This is a genomic window from Sphingobacterium sp. BIGb0116 (assembly GCF_024808035.1).
GTDB classification, from domain to species: domain Bacteria; phylum Bacteroidota; class Bacteroidia; order Sphingobacteriales; family Sphingobacteriaceae; genus Sphingobacterium; species Sphingobacterium paramultivorum.
Window position 1 is genome coordinate 267,573 of the sequence record NZ_JANUDT010000004.1, and the last position, 19,081, is coordinate 286,653.

General features: G+C 39.6%; 17 protein-coding genes. 10 read left to right on the forward strand and 7 right to left on the reverse strand.

What is annotated here, in order from left to right:
* Window positions 1-290: 290 nt before the first annotated feature.
* The gene (locus tag M2419_RS12215) at window positions 291-1,364 is read right to left on the reverse strand and encodes a class I fructose-bisphosphate aldolase (protein ID WP_159731794.1); all 1,074 of its coding nucleotides are present in this window, start codon (window positions 1,362-1,364) and stop codon (window positions 291-293) included.
* Window positions 1,365-1,475: 111 nt separating this feature from the next.
* Here M2419_RS12215 and rsmI point away from each other — a divergent pair, with 111 nt between their 5' ends.
* From rsmI to M2419_RS12235, 4 genes are all read left to right on the forward strand, one after another.
* The gene (gene rsmI / locus M2419_RS12220; protein ID WP_083663502.1) at window positions 1,476-2,141 is read left to right on the forward strand and encodes a 16S rRNA (cytidine(1402)-2'-O)-methyltransferase; all 666 of its coding nucleotides are present in this window, start codon (window positions 1,476-1,478) and stop codon (window positions 2,139-2,141) included.
* Window positions 2,142-2,177: 36 nt separating this feature from the next.
* Complete coding sequence (locus tag M2419_RS12225) at window positions 2,178-2,885, forward strand: PH domain-containing protein (RefSeq protein WP_159731796.1); 708 nt, start codon at window positions 2,178-2,180, stop codon at window positions 2,883-2,885.
* A 23-nt stretch (window positions 2,886-2,908) separates the two neighbouring features.
* Window positions 2,909-4,531, forward strand: coding sequence for an apolipoprotein N-acyltransferase (gene lnt / locus M2419_RS12230; protein WP_159731798.1), 1,623 nt, complete (start codon window positions 2,909-2,911; stop codon window positions 4,529-4,531).
* 217 nt (window positions 4,532-4,748) lie between these two features.
* Entirely contained in the window at window positions 4,749-5,885 is a 1,137-nt protein-coding gene (locus tag M2419_RS12235) for a cysteine desulfurase family protein (RefSeq protein WP_259255192.1), read from the forward strand.
* A gap of 559 nt (window positions 5,886-6,444) precedes the next feature.
* Here the strand turns inward: M2419_RS12235 and M2419_RS12240 are convergent.
* Complete coding sequence (locus M2419_RS12240) at window positions 6,445-6,864, reverse strand: copper resistance protein NlpE (RefSeq protein WP_120335376.1); 420 nt, start codon at window positions 6,862-6,864, stop codon at window positions 6,445-6,447.
* Window positions 6,865-6,948: 84 nt separating this feature from the next.
* Window positions 6,949-7,281, reverse strand: coding sequence for a lipopolysaccharide assembly protein LapB (locus M2419_RS12245; RefSeq protein WP_259255193.1), 333 nt, complete (start codon window positions 7,279-7,281; stop codon window positions 6,949-6,951).
* A gap of 402 nt (window positions 7,282-7,683) precedes the next feature.
* Between M2419_RS12245 and M2419_RS12250 the strand changes: the two genes are divergently transcribed.
* The 5 genes from M2419_RS12250 (at window position 7,684) to M2419_RS12270 (ending at window position 12,939) form a co-directional block, all read left to right on the forward strand.
* Entirely contained in the window at window positions 7,684-8,421 is a 738-nt protein-coding gene (locus tag M2419_RS12250; RefSeq protein ID WP_259255194.1) for an electron transfer flavoprotein subunit beta/FixA family protein, read from the forward strand.
* A 20-nt stretch (window positions 8,422-8,441) separates the two neighbouring features.
* Window positions 8,442-9,416, forward strand: coding sequence for an electron transfer flavoprotein subunit alpha/FixB family protein (locus tag M2419_RS12255; protein ID WP_259255195.1), 975 nt, complete (start codon window positions 8,442-8,444; stop codon window positions 9,414-9,416).
* A 115-nt stretch (window positions 9,417-9,531) separates the two neighbouring features.
* Complete coding sequence (locus tag M2419_RS12260) at window positions 9,532-10,158, forward strand: bifunctional nuclease domain-containing protein (RefSeq protein WP_046674002.1); 627 nt, start codon at window positions 9,532-9,534, stop codon at window positions 10,156-10,158.
* Window positions 10,159-10,203: 45 nt separating this feature from the next.
* On the forward strand, window positions 10,204-11,574 hold the full coding sequence (locus M2419_RS12265; RefSeq protein WP_153846575.1) for a nucleoside permease: 1,371 nt from the start codon (window positions 10,204-10,206) through the stop codon (window positions 11,572-11,574).
* 39 nt (window positions 11,575-11,613) lie between these two features.
* Window positions 11,614-12,939, forward strand: a complete 1,326-nt coding sequence (locus tag M2419_RS12270) for a mechanosensitive ion channel family protein (protein ID WP_153846574.1) — start codon at window positions 11,614-11,616, stop codon at window positions 12,937-12,939.
* Between the two features lie 387 nt (window positions 12,940-13,326).
* Here M2419_RS12270 and M2419_RS12275 read toward each other — a convergent pair whose 3' ends face one another.
* The 3 genes from M2419_RS12275 to M2419_RS12285 form a co-directional block, all read right to left on the reverse strand.
* The gene (locus M2419_RS12275) at window positions 13,327-14,886 is read right to left on the reverse strand and encodes a calcineurin-like phosphoesterase family protein (protein WP_153846573.1); all 1,560 of its coding nucleotides are present in this window, start codon (window positions 14,884-14,886) and stop codon (window positions 13,327-13,329) included.
* Window positions 14,887-15,225: 339 nt separating this feature from the next.
* A complete protein-coding gene (locus M2419_RS12280) occupies window positions 15,226-15,729 on the reverse strand; it encodes a hypothetical protein (protein ID WP_228280036.1) in 504 nt (167 codons plus the stop codon).
* A 91-nt stretch (window positions 15,730-15,820) separates the two neighbouring features.
* Window positions 15,821-16,393, reverse strand: coding sequence for a C40 family peptidase (locus tag M2419_RS12285; protein WP_259255196.1), 573 nt, complete (start codon window positions 16,391-16,393; stop codon window positions 15,821-15,823).
* A gap of 308 nt (window positions 16,394-16,701) precedes the next feature.
* On the opposite strand from M2419_RS12285, the gene M2419_RS12290 reads away from it, so the two are divergent.
* Window positions 16,702-17,598 (forward strand): DMT family transporter, encoded by an 897-nt coding sequence (locus tag M2419_RS12290; protein ID WP_259255197.1) that lies wholly within the window; start codon window positions 16,702-16,704, stop codon window positions 17,596-17,598.
* A gap of 117 nt (window positions 17,599-17,715) precedes the next feature.
* Here the strand turns inward: M2419_RS12290 and mtaB are convergent, their stop codons facing one another.
* Window positions 17,716-19,038 (reverse strand): tRNA (N(6)-L-threonylcarbamoyladenosine(37)-C(2))-methylthiotransferase MtaB, encoded by a 1,323-nt coding sequence (mtaB, locus tag M2419_RS12295; protein WP_259255198.1) that lies wholly within the window; start codon window positions 19,036-19,038, stop codon window positions 17,716-17,718.
* Between the last annotated feature and the right edge of the window lie 43 nt (window positions 19,039-19,081).

The window sequence follows — 19,081 nt, forward strand, 5'->3', positions numbered from 1 at the left end:
TAGTGAACAAACTTAGATAAATTTGCCTTTATTTACAAGCAATTTTATTCCTAAACCACCATCCAAAAGGCTTTTTAACTGCTTTACGGTCCTCTATTTTCATCGCACCGCACCAGTTAGCATCCACCAACTCATTGAATACTGATCTTCAAAGGGATCGGTATTTACAAACTATGATCCATAGAAAGAGCGTATCCATTAGACTGCTAATCGATACGCTCTATAATTCGATCTATACGCAAAGCCCTGTCGTGAGATTCAACCTGATGAACTCATGTGATGCGCATTTGCTAAACAATGCTTACCTCATCGCATAAATAAACATCCTGAATGGCATGTAATAGTGCGACGCCTTCATTCATTGGCTTTTGGAAAGCCTTACGGCCAGATATCAACCCTGTGCCACCTGCACGCTTGTTGATAACCGCAGTTTTTACAGCTTCCTGTATATCATTCTGTCCCGAAGCTCCACCAGAATTGATCAAGCCAGCCCGACCGGCAAAGCAATTAAGCACCTGGTAGCGGCATAAATCAATAGGATGATCGGAAGAAAGCTGCGTATACATGCGTTCATCCAGCTTTCCATAACTACTTTTCCCCATATTTAATGCTTTAAAGCCACCGTTCAATTCGGGTAGTTTTTGCTTAATAATATCCGCTTTGATCGTTACGCCCAAATGATTGGCCTGTCCGGTAAGATCCGCTGCTAAATGATAATCTTTATCACCTACTTTAAACGCCGAGTTGCGCAGATAACACCATAATACCGTCGCCATCCCCAAAGAATGTGCTTCTTCAAATGCTTTTGCAACTTCGATAATCTGACGGTCTGATTCCTCAGATCCAAAATATATGGTCGCCCCTACCGCAACTGCCCCCATATTCCATGCTTCGCGAATTGTTCCGTACAGGATCTGGTCGGCTCGATTGGGATAAGTCAATAGTTCATTATGATTGATTTTAACCAGAAACGGAATCTTGTGCGCATACTTTCGGGCAACGGCTCCTAAAACACCAAAGGTAGATGCCACGGCATTGCAATTTCCTTCCAAAGCTAGCTTGACAATATTTTCCGGATCAAAATACTGTGGATTTGGAGCAAAAGAAGCTCCTGCACTGTGTTCGATTCCCTGATCTACAGGCAATATCGAAAGATAGCCAGTATTGGCTAACCGACCCGTTCCAAAAAGCTGCCCCAAACTCCGCAAGACCTGCGGGCTACGGTCACTCGAACTATATACTTGGTCAATAAATCCTGCTTGTGGAAGATGAAGTATTGTTTTGGAAACTGCGGGTTGATCAAATTCTAATAAATAACTCGCTTCTGCACCCAGATGTGCCTGTATTTTTTCAATGTATTGCATAATTTATTTAAAATAAAGTGATGGAGTTTACCATTATCTTTAAAATAAAACTCCAAAAAGCACAGAATGTTTTAGCGCATATTATATAGTAAAAAAAACTTAACTTTGACCATGTTATATTTAGTTCCAACACCTATTGGCAATCTGGAGGACATGACGTTCCGTGCGATCAATGTCCTGAAAGAAGTGGACCTCATCTTAGCAGAGGATACAAGGACCAGCGCTCCGCTTTTGAAGCATTTTGGAATCGACAAAAAAGTATTTGCGCATCATCAGCACAATGAACATAAAGCGGTATCTGAAATCATTAAATTCCTGAAAGAAGGGCAAAACATTGCATTGATTTCAGACGCAGGCACACCGGCGATCTCAGATCCGGGATTTTTACTGGTACGTGAGGCCATCAAAGAAGGACTCGAAGTGCAGTGCTTACCAGGCGCAACAGCTTTCGTGCCAGCGCTTGTCAATTCGGGTCTTCCCAACGACCGTTTTTGCTTTGAAGGTTTTCTACCCGTCAAAAAAGGAAGGCAAACGCGCTTAAAAGCTTTGGCAGAGGAAAAAAGAACGATGATCTTCTACGAGTCGCCACATCGTATTCTCAAAACCATAGAAGAATTTATCACCGTTTTTGGCGCAGAAAGACAAGCTTCGATATCGCGTGAACTGAGCAAACTCTATGAAGAAAATGTTCGCGGAACATTAACTGATTTAAAATTACACTTTGAAAACAATCCGATTAAAGGAGAATTTGTATTTTGTGTAGCAGGATTGGAATAAATTTTGACAATCTTTAGGTATTAAAAAGTATTTGACATGAACATGGAACAATTTGCACAGGACGGGCAGGACATAAAAATCATTGAAAAATTGGTTACTAAAGTCCAAGATATGCTTACTCCAGGGGAAAAAATAGATTATATTGCAGTTCAAAAGAAACCTGCAGTTACTATTTTACCAGATAGTATCACCATCAGTAATAAGCGCATATTTATGTGCGAATTTACTAAACTGGGTCTGGCTACTGATTTTGAAATCTTCGGTTGGCAAGATATCAAGGATATTGCCTTTAAGGAAGAAATCTTCGGTTCAAAAGTTACGGTTATACCATTTACGGGCGAGAATTTAAGCATAGACTATATCCCTAAAGTTCAGGCTAGAAAATTGTATCAATATATTAAAGCCGCCCTTGAAAACTATAAAAAAGCGGAATTGGCGGCCGAAAAAGAAAAAATAGTCATTGCTCCAACAGTTGCTAAGGAAGTGATTATCGAACGACCAGAAAATAATATACCAGTTCAGCCAGCAGTTACAGCTCCGGCGGCACCTCAACCTGTTGTATCGGCACCAGTAACTCCGCCAGCGCCAACGGTATCAAACATCCCGCCCGCTCCACTCGTTAAAGAAGAGGAAGATGATGAAATTACCTTAAAGCTCAAAAAATTAAAAACACTCTTCGACAAACAATTGATTACCCAAGAGGAATACGAGAGTAAAAAGAGAGAAGTTTTATCCAGTTTATAATCATAAATGGGAGAAAATATATAGTGAAAAATAACTATTTACTGGCACTTTTAAGTGCCTTTTTATTGTGGTTGGGCTGGCCTCCAATCCCCTATTCCAGTCCATTGTTATTTATTGGGTTTGTGCCTTTGCTGATTGCAGTAGAAAATATTATCCGCAGTGAAACACTCCAAAGAAAAGGCCGTAAAGTATTTCTTACAGCGGGACTCACGGCTGTTGTTTGGAACACGGCTTCCATTTACTGGGTATACAACTCCATTTCGGCAGTTATGCCGCCTTTTGCAGCTGTTGTTATCAGTCTGATACCTTTTTGTCTTGGCGCCGCTTTAATGGCGTTGGCTTTCAGGTTATATGGGCAATTACGAGGCAAAACGAACATCCTGTTATCCCTTTTCGGATTAATGGGATTCTGGATAAGCTATGAATTTCTACACGAATCCTGGGATTTAGCCTTCCCGTGGATGACTTTAGGCAATGGTTTCGCAAGTTTCCACCAATTGATCCAATGGTACGACATCACAGGGGTCTATGGCGGAACAATATGGATCTGGCTGGTCAATATCTTGGTATTTACACTTTACCTCAATGGAAAAGGACTTTATCCCATCAAACGTAAGATTGTCCCGATTGCCTCTTTGGCGACTATATTGTTGGTTCCCAGCGCCTACTCGCTCCTACGTTATTTCAACTACGAAGAACATCAGAATCCTGCACAGATTGTTGTTGTTCAACCGAATATTGACCCTTATATTAAATTCAATTTAAGTCCCGAGGAACAATTAAACACCTTATTCGCCTTATCAAATTCAGTCGCCAAACCCAATACGGAGTTTTTCATCTGGCCTGAAACTGCACTTTCACAGAACGGCGATTTTGACGAGGAAAACTTTAGGGAAACCTATTCTTACCAGCGCATTTTAAAATTTTTAGATCAATATAAAAATGGTAATGTACTTTCAGGTATTGAAAGCTATCAGTTGTACAACTATGCAAAAACACCTACTGCGCGTGAAATAGCTCCTAATGTATACCAGGATAATTTCAATGCTGCGACATTGATCGATTATTCCTCCAAACTTCAGTTTTACCATAAGTCTAAACTCGTGCCGGGCGTAGAGCAAATGCCTTTTGGCGCAGCGATGAATTTCCTGAAACCTTTATTTAAAGCGTTCGGCGGTACGACAGGTGGCTACGGGAAACAGGCCGAACCTTCGGTATTCTATGCCCAAAGCGGTATTGGTGCCGCACCCGTAATCTGTTATGAATCCATTTGGGGCAATTATGTTTCCCAATATGTCAAAAAAGGCGCTCAGTTTATTGCGATCATCACCAACGATGGCTGGTGGGGCAATACTTCGGGTAAAGACCAGCATTTACAGTATGCAAAACTGCGTGCGATTGAAAACAGGCGCTGGGTTGCTCGATCCGCAAATACAGGGATTTCAGGCTTTATCAATCAACGAGGCGATATTGTACAACAGACTAAATGGTGGCAGCCTGCGGCCCTAAATCAGGAAATTAATTTAAATGAAGAAATTACTTTCTACACGCAAGCAGGTGATATTGCTGCCTATTTGGGCTTGGTGCTCGCAATGGGAGGACTTGTGATACTCATCGTGGTCCGACGAAAAAAAGAACTTATCTAAATTGAACAGTAGCGCCAAACTGAAATAGTAATTTGGCGCTATTTTTTCAGTATCAGAATGGGAAAGCACCAATCCTATACCTTCCTCGGCAAAAAGAACCTAATTCTGATGAGCCCCCGGCACGCCAACGCCTATCAGCTATAATTAGGAAAATAAAATGATAAAAATAAGTCATTTAATACCTTTAATTTACTTTGGAGATTTGTAATTTTGCAGCATGCAAGTATATTTTGATAATGCAGCGACTACAGCCTTAGATCCTGAAGTAATAAAAGTAATGGTGGATGTGATGAACAATAACTTTGGAAATCCATCTTCTATCCATAGTCACGGACGACAAGTAAAAACAATTGTAGAAAAAGCACGTAAAACGATTGCCAATCTACTTCATGTATCTCCAGCAGAGATATTCTTCACATCGGGTGGAACCGAGGCCGACAATATGGCCATCGTTAGGTCAATCGCCGACTTTGGGATAACCCATGCCATCACCTCACCGATAGAGCACCATGCCGTATTACATACGTTAGAAGAACTTGAAAAAGCCGGTAAGGTGCACCTCGACTTATTAGAAGTTGACGAAAAAGGTAATTTAAATCTCAACCAGCTGGAAGAACTTTTAAGTACCAATCCGCGTACTTTTGTTTCCATTATGCATGCCAATAATGAGATCGGAAATCTCAACGATATTCAACGTATCTCCGAGTTATGCCAAATGCATAATGCGATATTCCATTCGGACACTGTACAGACCATGGGGCATTATCCACATGATCTTGGTAAACTTAAAATAGATTTTATAACAGGGGCTGCACATAAATTCCATGGCCCAAAAGGGGTGGGTTTTCTTTACATCAATGCGAATAACAAGATTAAACCGTTAATCTATGGTGGAGCACAAGAACGCAACATGCGTGGTGGAACAGAAAATGTCTATGGAATAGCGGGTCTTGCCAAAGCTTTAGAACTTGCCTATGAGCACATGGAAGAACACCACGCTTATATTCAAGGACTCAAATCTTATATGATCGACGAGTTGCAAAAAGCAATCCCTGAGATTGATTTTAATGGTGTAATCGAAGCTGATAAATCACTGTATACCGTAATAAATGTTTCTTTCCCATGTAGTGACCTTGCCGACATGCTTTTATTCAACCTGGATATTGCGGGTATATCCTGCTCTGGTGGGAGTGCCTGCAGTTCAGGAACAGATATAGGCTCGCATGTATTGGGTGCAATCAAATCCAGCTCGGAACGACCTTCAGTTCGTTTTTCATTCTGCAAGCATAACACCAAAGAAGAAGTTGACTTCGTCGTAGCAACGTTAAAAGAACTTTGTACTAAAAACAACTAATATTTTAATAGTTGACAATAGACAACGAATAAAATCGCTCAATGTAGCGCTAATTAAAAATTCAAGCAAGAATTCTTAATTAGCGCTACATTGAGTTAGATAAGTTTAATCTTGCTCCAGCGCGCTATCAGAGCAGCAAGCTGGAGTGAGAGGACTTCCTCATCCAACAACACGTTACACGGCATATTTGTATTCGCTTAACCGTTCTGGATACGTACACCCCCATTTTCGACAACTACCATAATTACCCGAATTTATACAGCATCATACCAACTTAAGCCTAAGAACAGTTTTCAATCAGTTTTTAGACAGTGATCAGTCACTCCTTATTCAGTTCATACTGAGCAAGCACTGAACAATCTCTGAACAAGTACTGTCAAAAGAGACTATTTGATCCTAACTTGATGCGGTTAAAAATTAAAGAGAAGAAGGGAAGAAAACTTTCAGTATAACCCCAATTAAAGATTGTAATACTGGAGAAAGTGAATAATTTCAAAAAAATAAAAAAGCCGAAAATAGATTCGGCTTTTTCATTCTTCATACATCTTTTATGCTAGATTCAATTTTTTGTCAAGACATAATATCTGGAAATATCTCCCGTAATGTCATTTCCGGAAAGATCCAACTGACTGAGTATCCGATTCCCTAATTTGAACTTATAGTCGACCCCATCCAGTGTAATGATGTTGCCATCCAATTTCCATTTTCCTTCACGCATAAACACATCATCACTTTTATTAAGGTATTTAGATGAATATTGGTAGGTGTTGTCAGCATGCAATGAAATAAGTGTTTCTATACCATCACAATCCGCACAAGGCATTACACCTTTGTATTCACCAATCACTACTTCCGCCTTATCCCTACCTTTTAGGTCCTGTAAATTATCTTTATAGACCGCAACACTTTGTTTGGGATTATCACATCCTACCATTCCAATTGTCAACAACAAACCCACAATCCAAATAAACCTTTTCATCTCATTCCAAATTCAAAAAAATCAGCATCTAACAGTTACACCAATAAATTCATAACAAATTAAATACCAAAAATTTAGAAAAGATTAAAAATCATCTTCATCATCGTCTGTTAAGAAAGACAATGCACCTTGTAACTCACCCAAAGCATGGAAATTACGCGTCTTACGAGCGATCTCAATCCCCGATCTATAGGTATCAACAGCGGACTCCTGTCTATTCAATTTTTCGTACAATTTACCCAAATGATAATACGTTCCTACATAATCTGGATTCGTATGTACTAAATTCTCAAATCTTAACATGGCCTCTTGTTCATCTTCCTGCTTGAGATATTCAGCCGCAATCGCATATTTTAAAAATGGATCTTCGGGGCTCTCCTTCAAAAATTCATTCAGTTGATCCAATCGTGTCGACATATCTTTTTTTATTTCAAACTTAGACAAATTGCATTTTATATGCAATTTAATTGTGTATCCACTAAAACAATTCCCCCCTCGCCATACCGGTCGACAGCCTTTTGTAAACAGGAACCTCAAACGAGCTTACGGCCCGTCATGAAATTACTATGCTAGCATATAAAATGACAATTTACTGACGTAATAAATCTATTGTCAAAAACCGGTTATTTAAAATAAAAAATTACGAAAAAGACAACAAAACACCTTAATATCACATCACATCAAAAAAAATACAAGAAAATAACTGGTAAAATTAAAAATTCATCAAAATCTCAAGACGACTTTTTAACAGCATTTAAAACGCCTTAGCACTTTTTAATTGAAAGAAAATATGGTAAGTTTGAGTAAAACCAATCGTATATGAAAATATTAGTTTGTATAAGTAATGTCCCTGACACTACATCCAAAATCACTTTTACAGATGACAACACTGCATTTAATACAGCTGGTGTACAATTCATTATAAACCCTTATGATGAAATTGCTTTATCCAAAGCAGTTGAGTTGGCCGAAGGTGGAAAAGGAACCGTAACTGTCATCAATGTGGGCGATGCATCTACTGATGCAACCATTCGAAAAGCATTGGCAATTGGTGCAGACAATGCTGTACGGATTAACGCCGTTCCGCGCGATGCTTGGTTTGTTGCGAATCAGATAGCACAATATGCCAAAGACAATGCATTTGATTTGATCTTAACCGGCCGCGAATCAATCGACTATAACGGTGCTCAAGTGGGAGCAATCGTAGGAGAACTGCTGCATATCCCTTCTGTTTCCATTGCCAAAAAAGTTGACATTGCGGGCGACGCAGTCACAGTTGAGCGCGAGATTGAAGGTGGAAAAGAAGTATTGACAGCAAAGCTACCCATCGTCATTGGCACTGCCGAAGGTGTTGCCGAACCTAAAATACCGAATATGCGTGGTATTATGAGCGCACGGACCAAACCATTGGATGTGCTGGAACCTTCCGCAATAGACGTTCTTGAACACATTGTCAGCTATGAGACGCCTGCTCCACGGGGTACGGTCAAACTTGTTGACGCTGCCGAGGTAGAAAAATTAGTTTCTCTTCTTCACGACGAAGCTAAAGTTATTTAATCTTTAAACGCTAAAACACTATGTCTATACTCGTATATGTAGAAAATACTGATGGAAAATTCAAAAAATCAGCTTTTGAAGTTGTTTCTTATGCAAAATCCATCGCCGATAACATACAGACTGATCTTGTGGCTATTTCAATCGGAAATGTCGCTGAAGACGAACTTGCTGGTTTGGGCAAGTACGGTGCTTCCAAAGTATTAAATGTCAATAATGAACAACTTGCTTCTTTTGTAAACCAAGCGTATGCAAGCATCATTGCTGAAGCCGTAAAAAGTACCGGTTCAAAAATACTTGTGCTGTCCAACTCATTCTCAGGTAAGGGACTCGCTCCACGTATTGCAGCCAAATTGGAGGCTGGTCTGGCCGATGGCGCACTCGAATTGCCCACAATCAATGGCGACAACCTGACTGTCAAAAAAACAGCGTTCTCCAATAAGGCTTTCGCTACGCTCGAACTAACCTCGGATATAAAAGTCATCACACTTAGTCCAAATGCATATGAAACAAAAGAGACCGGTGGTAGCGCAAATGTCGAAACTTTTGCTCCAAATATTGACCAAACAGATTTTACAACTATGGTCAAAGAGATTGTTCGTGCAACAGACAAAATATCCCTACCGGAAGCTGAAATCGTCGTCTCTGCCGGCCGTGGTCTAAAAGGACCTGAAAACTGGGGGATAATTGAAGAACTCGCCGATGTGCTTGGCGCGGCTACAGCCTGTTCAAAACCCGTATCTGATGCAGGCTGGCGCCCGCATTCGGAGCACGTAGGCCAGACAGGTATTGTTGTTAGCCCCAATCTCTACATTGCTATCGGTATCTCCGGAGCAATACAGCATTTGGCCGGAGTAAGCTCTTCTAAAACAATCGTTGTCATCAACAAAGATCCAGAAGCGCCCTTTTTCAAAGTGGCCGATTATGGAATTGTAGGCGATGCTTTCGACGTCGTTCCGAAATTAACGCAGGCATTGAAGGCTTACAAAGGTATTTAAAGCTTTCATCCGATATATTCTCCCCATTTATCCAAAATGAATGGGGAGTTTTTATTTGTTATAATTGCATATAAAAGCAAATTTATCTAAGTTTGTAGACCGCTTTGGAATTAAAATGAAGAAAATCAGATTAGATATCGTTGGTTTATCCTATAGTCAAACGCAATCTGGGGCTTATGCTCTTGTATTGGGAGAAGTGGAGGGCAACAGAAGATTGCCCATCATTATCGGCAGCCACGAGGCTCAAGCTATTGCTATTCGGATAGAGAAAATGATTCCTAGTCGTCCGCTGACACACGACCTATTTCAATCTTTTGCAGATTCTTTTGGTATTAAACTCATTGAAGTACTGATCTATAATTTGATTGAAGGGATATTTTATGCTAAAATTATCTGTTCCGACGGCAACAAGATTGTCGAGATTGATGCCCGCACATCCGATGCCGTTGCACTGGCTGTACGGTTTGAAGCTCCGATCTATGCCTACGAATTTATTATGTCCTCTGCTGGAATTATCATTGAGGGACATGAGTTCGCATTTTTGGAAAACCTAGACAAATCCAATAAAGTTCAGGATCCAAGTGTTGTTGAGGTCGAAGAAAAAACACCTTCAAAATCCCCACAAAATCCTTTCTCCTCGTTGACAGATGAGCAACTGGAGCAAGCACTTAATCAGGCATTGACCGAAGAGAACTACGAGCAGGCTGCATTGATTAGGGATGAGATTTCCAAAAGAAAATAACTCCTTTCATTAAAGCGAAACAAAAATTTTAAATAACATCGATTTATGTCTATTAAATTAAGATTGACCATTATGAGCTTCTTTCAGTTTTTTGTCTGGGGAGCATGGTTGATTACAATAGCAAACTATTGGTTTGGCACAAAACAATGGGATGGTACACAATTTGGAGCTATTTTTGCAACCATGGGGATCGCTTCTTTATTTATGCCTACCCTGATGGGAATTATCGCCGATCGTTGGATAAATGCCGAAAGACTATATTTTATTCTTCACTTATGTTATGCGGGTGTTTTATTCTATTTACCGCAGGTAAATGATCCAAACACCTTTTTTTATGCGATGCTTGCGGCAATGTGTTTTTATATGCCGACTTTGGCCCTATCCAATTCCATTGCGTACACGGCATTGAATGAAAATAACTACGATTTGGTCAAGGCATTCCCCCCTATCCGGGTTTTCGGAACAATAGGCTTTATCATTGCCATGTGGATCACCAATTTAACAGGCAACAAGGCTACAGCTTATCAATTTTATATCGCCGGAACCGCAGCTTTGGCTTTAAGTCTCTATGCTTTTACATTACCTAAATGTCCACCGAAGAAGCTACAACAGGAAGATGCTTCCTGGACACAACTATTAGGCTTGGAAGCATTTAAGCTTTTTGGAAATTATAAAATGGCTTTATTCTTTATTTTTTCCATGTTCTTAGGTGCCGCACTCCAATTGACCAATGCCTACGGTGATGTATTTTTGGATGAGTTTAAATTCTACCCTAAATTTGCAGAATCTTTCGTTGTGAAATATTCGACAATCATTATGTCGATTTCGCAGATATCCGAGACACTTTTTATTCTTGCTATTCCATTTTTCCTCAAAAGATTCGGTATAAAAAAGGTAATGCTGATTTCGATGTTTGCCTGGGTATTACGTTTCGGATTATTCTCATTTGGTGACCCTGCAGGTGGACTTTGGATGATTGTATTATCCTGCATCGTCTATGGTATGGCATTTGATTTCTTTAATATTTCAGGTTCTTTATTTGTCGAAACCTCGACAACATCACGTATACGCAGCTCGGCACAAGGCTTATTTATGATGATGACAAATGGTTTTGGTGCCGTTGTAGGCAGTTTTGCATCGGGTTGGATCATTGACCACTACTTTACCAAAAGTTTTCAAAACAGCAAGGATCTCGCACAATACCTGGATACAACAATCGATAATACCCATTTTCTACATTTTCTGAAGGAAAAGAGTATTTCAATCTTACCTGACGGCATGTTAAGCGGTAACCTCATGCTAAAAGACTGGCATGACATCTGGCTTGCATTTGCCATTTACACCTTGGTTATAGCAATCTTCTTTGCGGCATTCTTTAGACATAAACACGAGCGTGAACCGCTAAATTCAAAATAACAAAAAGCCGCTAATTGCGGCTTTTTGTATATTTGTAACATGCAAAGCACAGCAACGGAATTATTCAAAGATTCCCAATCCTACATCTATAACTGGACATTTCAATGGATTAAACAACTTGGTCTTGATAATCAGGGTAGCCACTTTGTTAACTCGATCCTTTTACTCTTACTGGTTATCCTGTTTTTGATCGTCATTGACTATTTCACCAAAAGAACGTTACTCCTGTTAACAATCAAAGCCATCAGACGCAGCACAAATCGCTTTGATGATCTATTGATCCGCAATAAAACGCTGAAACTTACTGCTCATTTTGTCCCGATCCTAGTGGCACAATATATCATGCCCATTATCTTCATGGGTTTTCCAACCTGGAAAGAAAACAGCAATAAAGTACTTGACATAGCGACAACCGTCGTCAGTTTACTGATTATTCATTCGCTTCTGAAAAGTTTACGGGATATGCTGCGCATGAAAAAATCTTTTGCCGACAAGCCCCTGGAAAGTTATTTACAGGTCTGTCAGATTATCCTATTATTTATTGGTGGGACGATCTGCTTCTCGATATTGACAGGGAAATCTCCCTGGTCCTTCTTATTATCCTTGGGTGCCGCGTCAGCAATCTTGATGTTGGTATTCAAAGACACTATACTGGGATTTGTTGCTAGTATACAAGTTTCGGCCAATGACTCCATCCGCGTAGGAGATTGGATAGAAATGCCTAAATATGGCGCCGATGGAACTGTCAAAGAGATTAACCTCAACAATGTGAAAGTGCAGAACTTTGATAAGACCATTACGACGATACCGACGCATACACTATTGTCGGATTCTTTCAAAAATTACAGGGGCATGCAGCAATCGGGCGGGAGGCGCTTAAAACGAGCCATAAACATCAAAATTTCCACGATCCGTTTTTTGGAAAATGAAGAAATTGAAAGGCTCAAAAATATACAGATTCTGCGCCCTTATATCGAGGAGCGTGCCAAGACAATTGACCAATTCAATACGGAACAGCAGATAGATCAATCAAGTCCCATAAACGGTCGCAAAATGACCAATTTAGGAATGTTCAGAGCTTATACACTCACCTATCTACGTCAAAATCCCAATATTCACAAGACCATGCCCTTGATGGTACGTCAGCTTGCTTCAACCGAACACGGTGTTCCGGTCGAACTTTATTTCTTTGTAAATGATATCCGCTGGGAATATTACGAAGGAATTGTTTCAGATGTATTCGACCACTTATTTGCTGCAACAAAATACTTCGACCTGGAAATCTTTGAAAATCCGGCATCAGATGATTTCCGGCAGGTTATCCGACAACAAAACCTTCATGACTTCGCAGACCAACGGCAGTAGGAGCGAACTGAAAGTTCTTTCCGGCCAATAACATCAGTCGCTTTCAGAAAAAAAAGCCGCTACCGCACTAACATTCATATACCAGGTTAACGGCTTAACAAAGTTTGTAGCTGCAAACCGGATAAAGTGTAGATATAGATCGTAGTAGAAGGACTTAAATTTTGGCAGCATAATTTAAAGTGAAAGGTCTAAAAACAGTGAAAGGTAATCTGGGGAGATTACCTTCACTTTAAAAACAAACTAAATTTTCAGACGTGTTTCACAACAGATCTACACATTAACCCTAACTCTTTATGAATCAAAAATTACTCTACACAAATATAGGATGGTAATGTTAAGTGCATCTTAAGCTATCTTTAAACTTAAAACAACTCTACAATCGGTTATTTATCTCACCTCAATAGTCTTCGTTGCTAGGTGTACTCTATTGAAAAGATCAACAGCCTGAACCTCAATCTGATATTTACCAGCTTTTAATTTAGGCAAATTAGCCGTCCACAGATGACTGGATTTTTCGGGGTTTGAAGGTCTACGCGTATTCTTTAATTCAGTTGCTGTATCGTACTTAGCCAAAGAATTTAGAAATGCTGGATCGTTTTCATTGACAAAATCCATTTTCTTCCATTCGCCCTCATTGATTCTATACGTTACCTTGTCCCCTTCCTTTCCAATAAAAAAATTAGCGTATATCGGATATCTCTTTGTGTATTTTTCTGGAACGACCGAAGCTCCATATAAATCGATCTGATACGTTGCCGGCTTACCTACAACCTTATAATCAAAACTGTATTGGTTGCCCTCGATTTTTAAAATGGCATACCCTTTTGGTGTACCGTCCCGCATTGTAGAAACAGGAATTCCCTTTTCATTCAACTCGCCCGAATACCAGTCACCAGAAGTTGTACCTACATTATATTCGTGATGTGGCTTTTCTTGTTTCCATCCGTCCTTTTGTCCATAAAAATATTGGCGCTGAAAGTGTGTATGCGCAGACAAAGACAAGGTATGCTTAAATGGAGCCAAAATATCGAACAGACGTTGTCTATCTTCATTACGAAAGACATCCGAGTTTTGATGATATAAAGGAATATGAAATGCCAATACAATCAATTTATCTTTAGCTACGTTTTTTAAGTCATTTTCCACAAAATCAAGCTGATCTTTACGAAATCCACCTAAATAACCTTTACCTGTCCGCGGATTCGGATAAATGATATTATCAAGAATGATAAAATGCGTGTTTCCATAATTGAACGCAAAGTTATTGGGGCCAAAAGTCTGCTCGAACGATTCATCGGAGAGGCTATCCTCTTTGGCATCATAGTTCATATCGTGGTTTCCCATGACATTATACCACGGTAATCCCATCGTGGAAATCACCGATTTATACTTTGGCTGTAGTGAAAGATCATCTCCCACTAAGTCGCCTAAGCTTATTCCAAATTTCGCAATTGTCTTATCTGAAATTTCATTGATCACACCATTTTTGAAATAGGCTAGTTCTTCCTCCGTGTAGGCTTGTGGATCACCAAAAACAAAAGCTGAAAAGTTAGGATCTTCATCTTGTTGGTACAATGCAAAATTTACAGCAGCCGGGATTTTCCCTGTAGCAGCAACTGCAGGATATTTTGAAGCTGGACTACCGTTTAACTTATGGATATAATAGAATTTTGGATGGTTATTTTCATCCAAAGGCAAAGCGTAGCCTGTCGGTTTAACCACGAAAATGATGTTGTCATTTCCAACAGGCAACTGATAATTGCCATCTTTATCGGTTGTCGTCACCTCGCGCCCGTTACTAACAGCAACGGAGGCAACGCCTCTTTCGTTTTTATCCAATTTTCCGTTTTTGTTTATGTCTAGATAAACTTTTCCTTTCGCAAAATCTTGGGCCTGCACCGCGTTTACGAATGCCCAGGAAATTGCTAATGCCAAAAATGCTTTCATATGAAATTTTGTTTTGGCGCTAAAGTATTCGATTCAGGTTAAAGTAGTATAAAGAGAATATAAAGAATTTATCAAAAAACAAAGGCAACAATTTAAGACTTCCGTATTAATTAACGCATATTTAATAGTATCGTTATAGGGACTTTATCCGTGTTTTATTCGTATTCATCCGAATGAGGTCCCTATCAGGTCCCTATTAGCTCCCTATAAAATCCCTATTAGAAATAATATTGTTAGCTACTTAAATCCTTCTCCCTTTGTTTTCAGACAGGTATTTGGCAAAAAAAAAGAGAAACCAATTGCTTGATTTCTCTCTTACCCTTAGGGTTTATTTCTTAACTATCGGGCTTGCGCGGTTGCCAACATACGGTTGACTTCATCGATCATTGATTTTGCTGCGTCGTGCATACGCGGGTTGCCTGCAAAATCTGCATCTAAAGTAATATGCTTGGACTTATCTTTATAGTTGTACTCTAAATAAAAGCGTGGGACTTTAGAATGTGTTGAATCCTGCTGCCATTCAGGTCCAGTCATATCCGTGTCCAAGTTCCAAAAGCCGAGCTCCATTGCTTTGCGGTGCAGGTACAATAAATCGTCTTTTGTAAATTTTACAGTATCGGTAATTAAAGAATCTTTTTTGTCTAAATACTTATAGATGCGTGTTTTTGAATTGTATTCGTTGACCATGTGATTCGGCTCGCCGTATTTGAATTCTATCGATTCAAAATCAGCAAAACGAAAAGGGGCATTTTTGATCATATTACTATAGTAATAAACACAATACATCAAAAACGGCACAATAATACATAGGCCCAAAAAAATCTTCTTACTCTTGATTGTCATTTCTATAAAATTTTGACAAAAATAAGGATTTATATAGGGTATAAAAGTTTATATCAAGATATGACATAAAACCTACATGAAATTCACGCATTTAGATATTCGGAGAGCCCGCGTCAACAAAGGTCTTAGCATACCAGCTGTCGGAAAGATCAGAGATGATAACGCCTTTTCGTGTCGAAACATGAACAAACTTATTATTATGCAGGTATACACCAACATGATCTATCCCATTTCGTCCGAAAGAAAAAAACACCAGATCTCCTTCTTCAAGTTTATCGACCTTTTTTCTTTTTACTATTCCTTCCATGTCACGCGAAGTCCGGGGCAAATTCCCTTTGTATACTTCAATATAGAGCAAATTAACAAATCCCGAGCAATCTACCCCCGATTTGGTCTGTCCACCCATACGATGCGGTATGCCCATCCAATCGTCAATAAATGAATAAAGGTGCGGATTTAGTTTTTTTGTACTCACATTGAGTAAGTCTGCATAATTATCAAGTCGGGATCCGGAAAAGGTTTTTCCGCGCGCTGAGCTTGCATCTGTCAAAACCGCACCATTGGAAGAATGTGTATTGGAGCTAAGTACCTTTTTCTTCGTTGAACAACTGCTCAAAAATAGAACCGCACCTAACAAAAAGATAAAATAAGATCTGACACTCATGCTGTTCGATTTACGTTCTTGCTTAACAAACTTACTTGCCTAACAAACTTAATTAAATTGCTGTTTATATCCAATAAATTTGCCTGCTGCTAAAAAAACAATTTACTCCTATGACCGCTGCTATAAAGCCGTCCCCTGCAACATGCTACGACGAAAAGCAACGTTTCCAGCCAGAGAATTTCACTTGTTGGATGCACTCACTCCTTACTGTTAAGTTTGTCCCCGGAGATTGCTTTTCTTGATAAGAACGTCAGATAAGAAAAAGAATTGTTCAGAAATCGTAACTTTGACGCCTAATTTATTTGAGAATGGAAAAATTAAAAGGTGCATTAGCTGTCTTTTTAGGTGCGAGTAGTTTTGGGATACTATCAACGTTTGTTAAAAAAGCCTATGGTAAAGGGTTGACTTTAGGAGAGGTAACGGGAATTCAGGTATTGTTTGGCATGCTTATACTATGGCTTATCTATATTGTCATCAAACTCTTTTCTGCAAAGTCATTTCACTCTTCAAGCAAGAAATCTTCATGGATCAAGATATTAATCAGTGGTACCTCTACAGGTTTGGTGAGTATCCTCTATTACAAATGTGTGCAGCTTGTTCCGGCTTCGTTGGCCATTGTACTGTTGATGCAGTATATCTGGATCGGTGTGCTGATTGAATTTATCTTTTTCAAGGCAAAACCTTCAAAAAACAACCTGATTGGTATCGGCATTGTACTCATTGCAACATTATTAGCGACTGGACTTATTGAAAAAGGCTTACAACACCTCAACTTAACAGGTGTCTTATTTGGTCTTTTAGCGGCGACCGCCTATTCGGTCTTCATGATCGTGAATGGCCGTGTCGGCAATGACTATCACCCCATTCAAAAAAGCGCTATTATGGTAACGGGGGCCTGTATCATGGTCTTTACCTTATTTCCACCTGCTTATTTATTGAATGGTCAATTTGATGGTAACTTCCTCTATTTCGGCTTGATCCTTTCTCTATTTGGCACAGTCATCCCGCCTTTATTGTTTGCCTACGGCTTACCTAAAACGGGCTTCTCCTTAGGCGGAATATTAAGTTCGGCGGAGCTACCTGTAGCTACCTGTATGTCATTTTTTATCCTTCATGAAAGTGTATCCACGATACAATGGCTCGGGGTACTTTTGATCTTGGGTACCGTCGTCTGGTTGAACGCAGCAAACAGCAGTGCACATTAGGGGTGCAATCAATAGGGAAATTAGGAAATTCCCTTTAACGAAAAAAGGCAATCTTACTAGAGAAGATTGCCTTTTTTATATGTTATAAATCTTAATATGATATACCCCTTAAAAAGATTAATGTGTCAGTGTCTCCGGAATTTCTTCTACCTCCACTTCACAGGAATCCGTTACGTCCATAAATTTAACCGGCACAACCTCATTCACCAATAATGGATCGTACAAGGTCCTTACTTTGACATAGTTTTTAGAAAAACCATGCATATATCCATCTTTCTCATCAGCCTCAAACAAGACATCACCAGTCTCGCCAAGCTGTGACTCATAAAAAGCACGGCGCTTCTTCTCCGAAAGGATATGCAACATTTTGCTACGGTCACTACGTTGAGCTCCCGGTACAGCGCCGTCCATTTGAGCTGCAATCGTATTCTCTCTTTCTGAATAGGTAAAGACATGCAGATAAGAAATATCCAAATCATTCAAGAAATTGTACGTATCGATAAAGTCTTCACGTGTTTCTCCCGGAAATCCGACAATAACGTCAACACCAATACAGCAATTAGGCATCAATGACTTGATAAATGCGACGCGCTCTGTGTAAAGTTCTCTTTTGTACCTTCTGCGCATTAAACTCAGAATTTTATTGCTTCCAGACTGCAGTGGCATATGGAAATGTGGAACAAAATGTTTTGATTGTGCCACAAACTCAATAATATCGTTGGAAAGAAGATTAGGTTCTATCGAAGAAATCCGAATCCTGTCGATACCTTCGACTTCATCCAAAGCCTTTACCAAATCCAAGAATCGGTCTTCACGCTTACCATCCCGAATACCAAAATCACCAATATTAACTCCCGTTAACACAATTTCTTTTACGCCTGAAGCTGCAATTTCTTCCGCTTGACGCACAATATCTTCGATCTTACCCGAGCGGCTTCCGCCACGTGCCAAAGGAATCGTACAAAATGTACATGAATAATCGCACCCGTCCTGTACTTTTAGGAAGGTACGCGTACGATCGCCAATCGAATAAGCCGAGACAAATTGATTGGTCTCATCGATTGGACCATTATAAACGATCGTTTTTTCCTGTTTCGTCAAATCATTGATATGCTCAATAATATTAAACTTTTCAGCTGCACCTAAGACCATATCCACTCCGGGAATCTCTGCAATCTCTTTTGGTTTTAGCTGCGCATAACAGCCAACAATCGTAATATAGGCGTTGGGAGAGTGCTTTAATGCTTCCTTCACTACTTTTCTACACTTCTTGTCAGCATTATCCGTTACCGAGCATGTATTGATTACATAAACGTCTGCACGGCTATTGAACGCTGTGGTATCATAGCCCGCATCTTTAAATAAACGACCAATGGATGATGTCTCTGAATAATTCAGTTTACATCCAAGTGTATAAAAAGCTACTTTTTTATTCTCCATAATATTTTGCAAAATTACATTTTTTTTCAGTAACCGCTCTTAT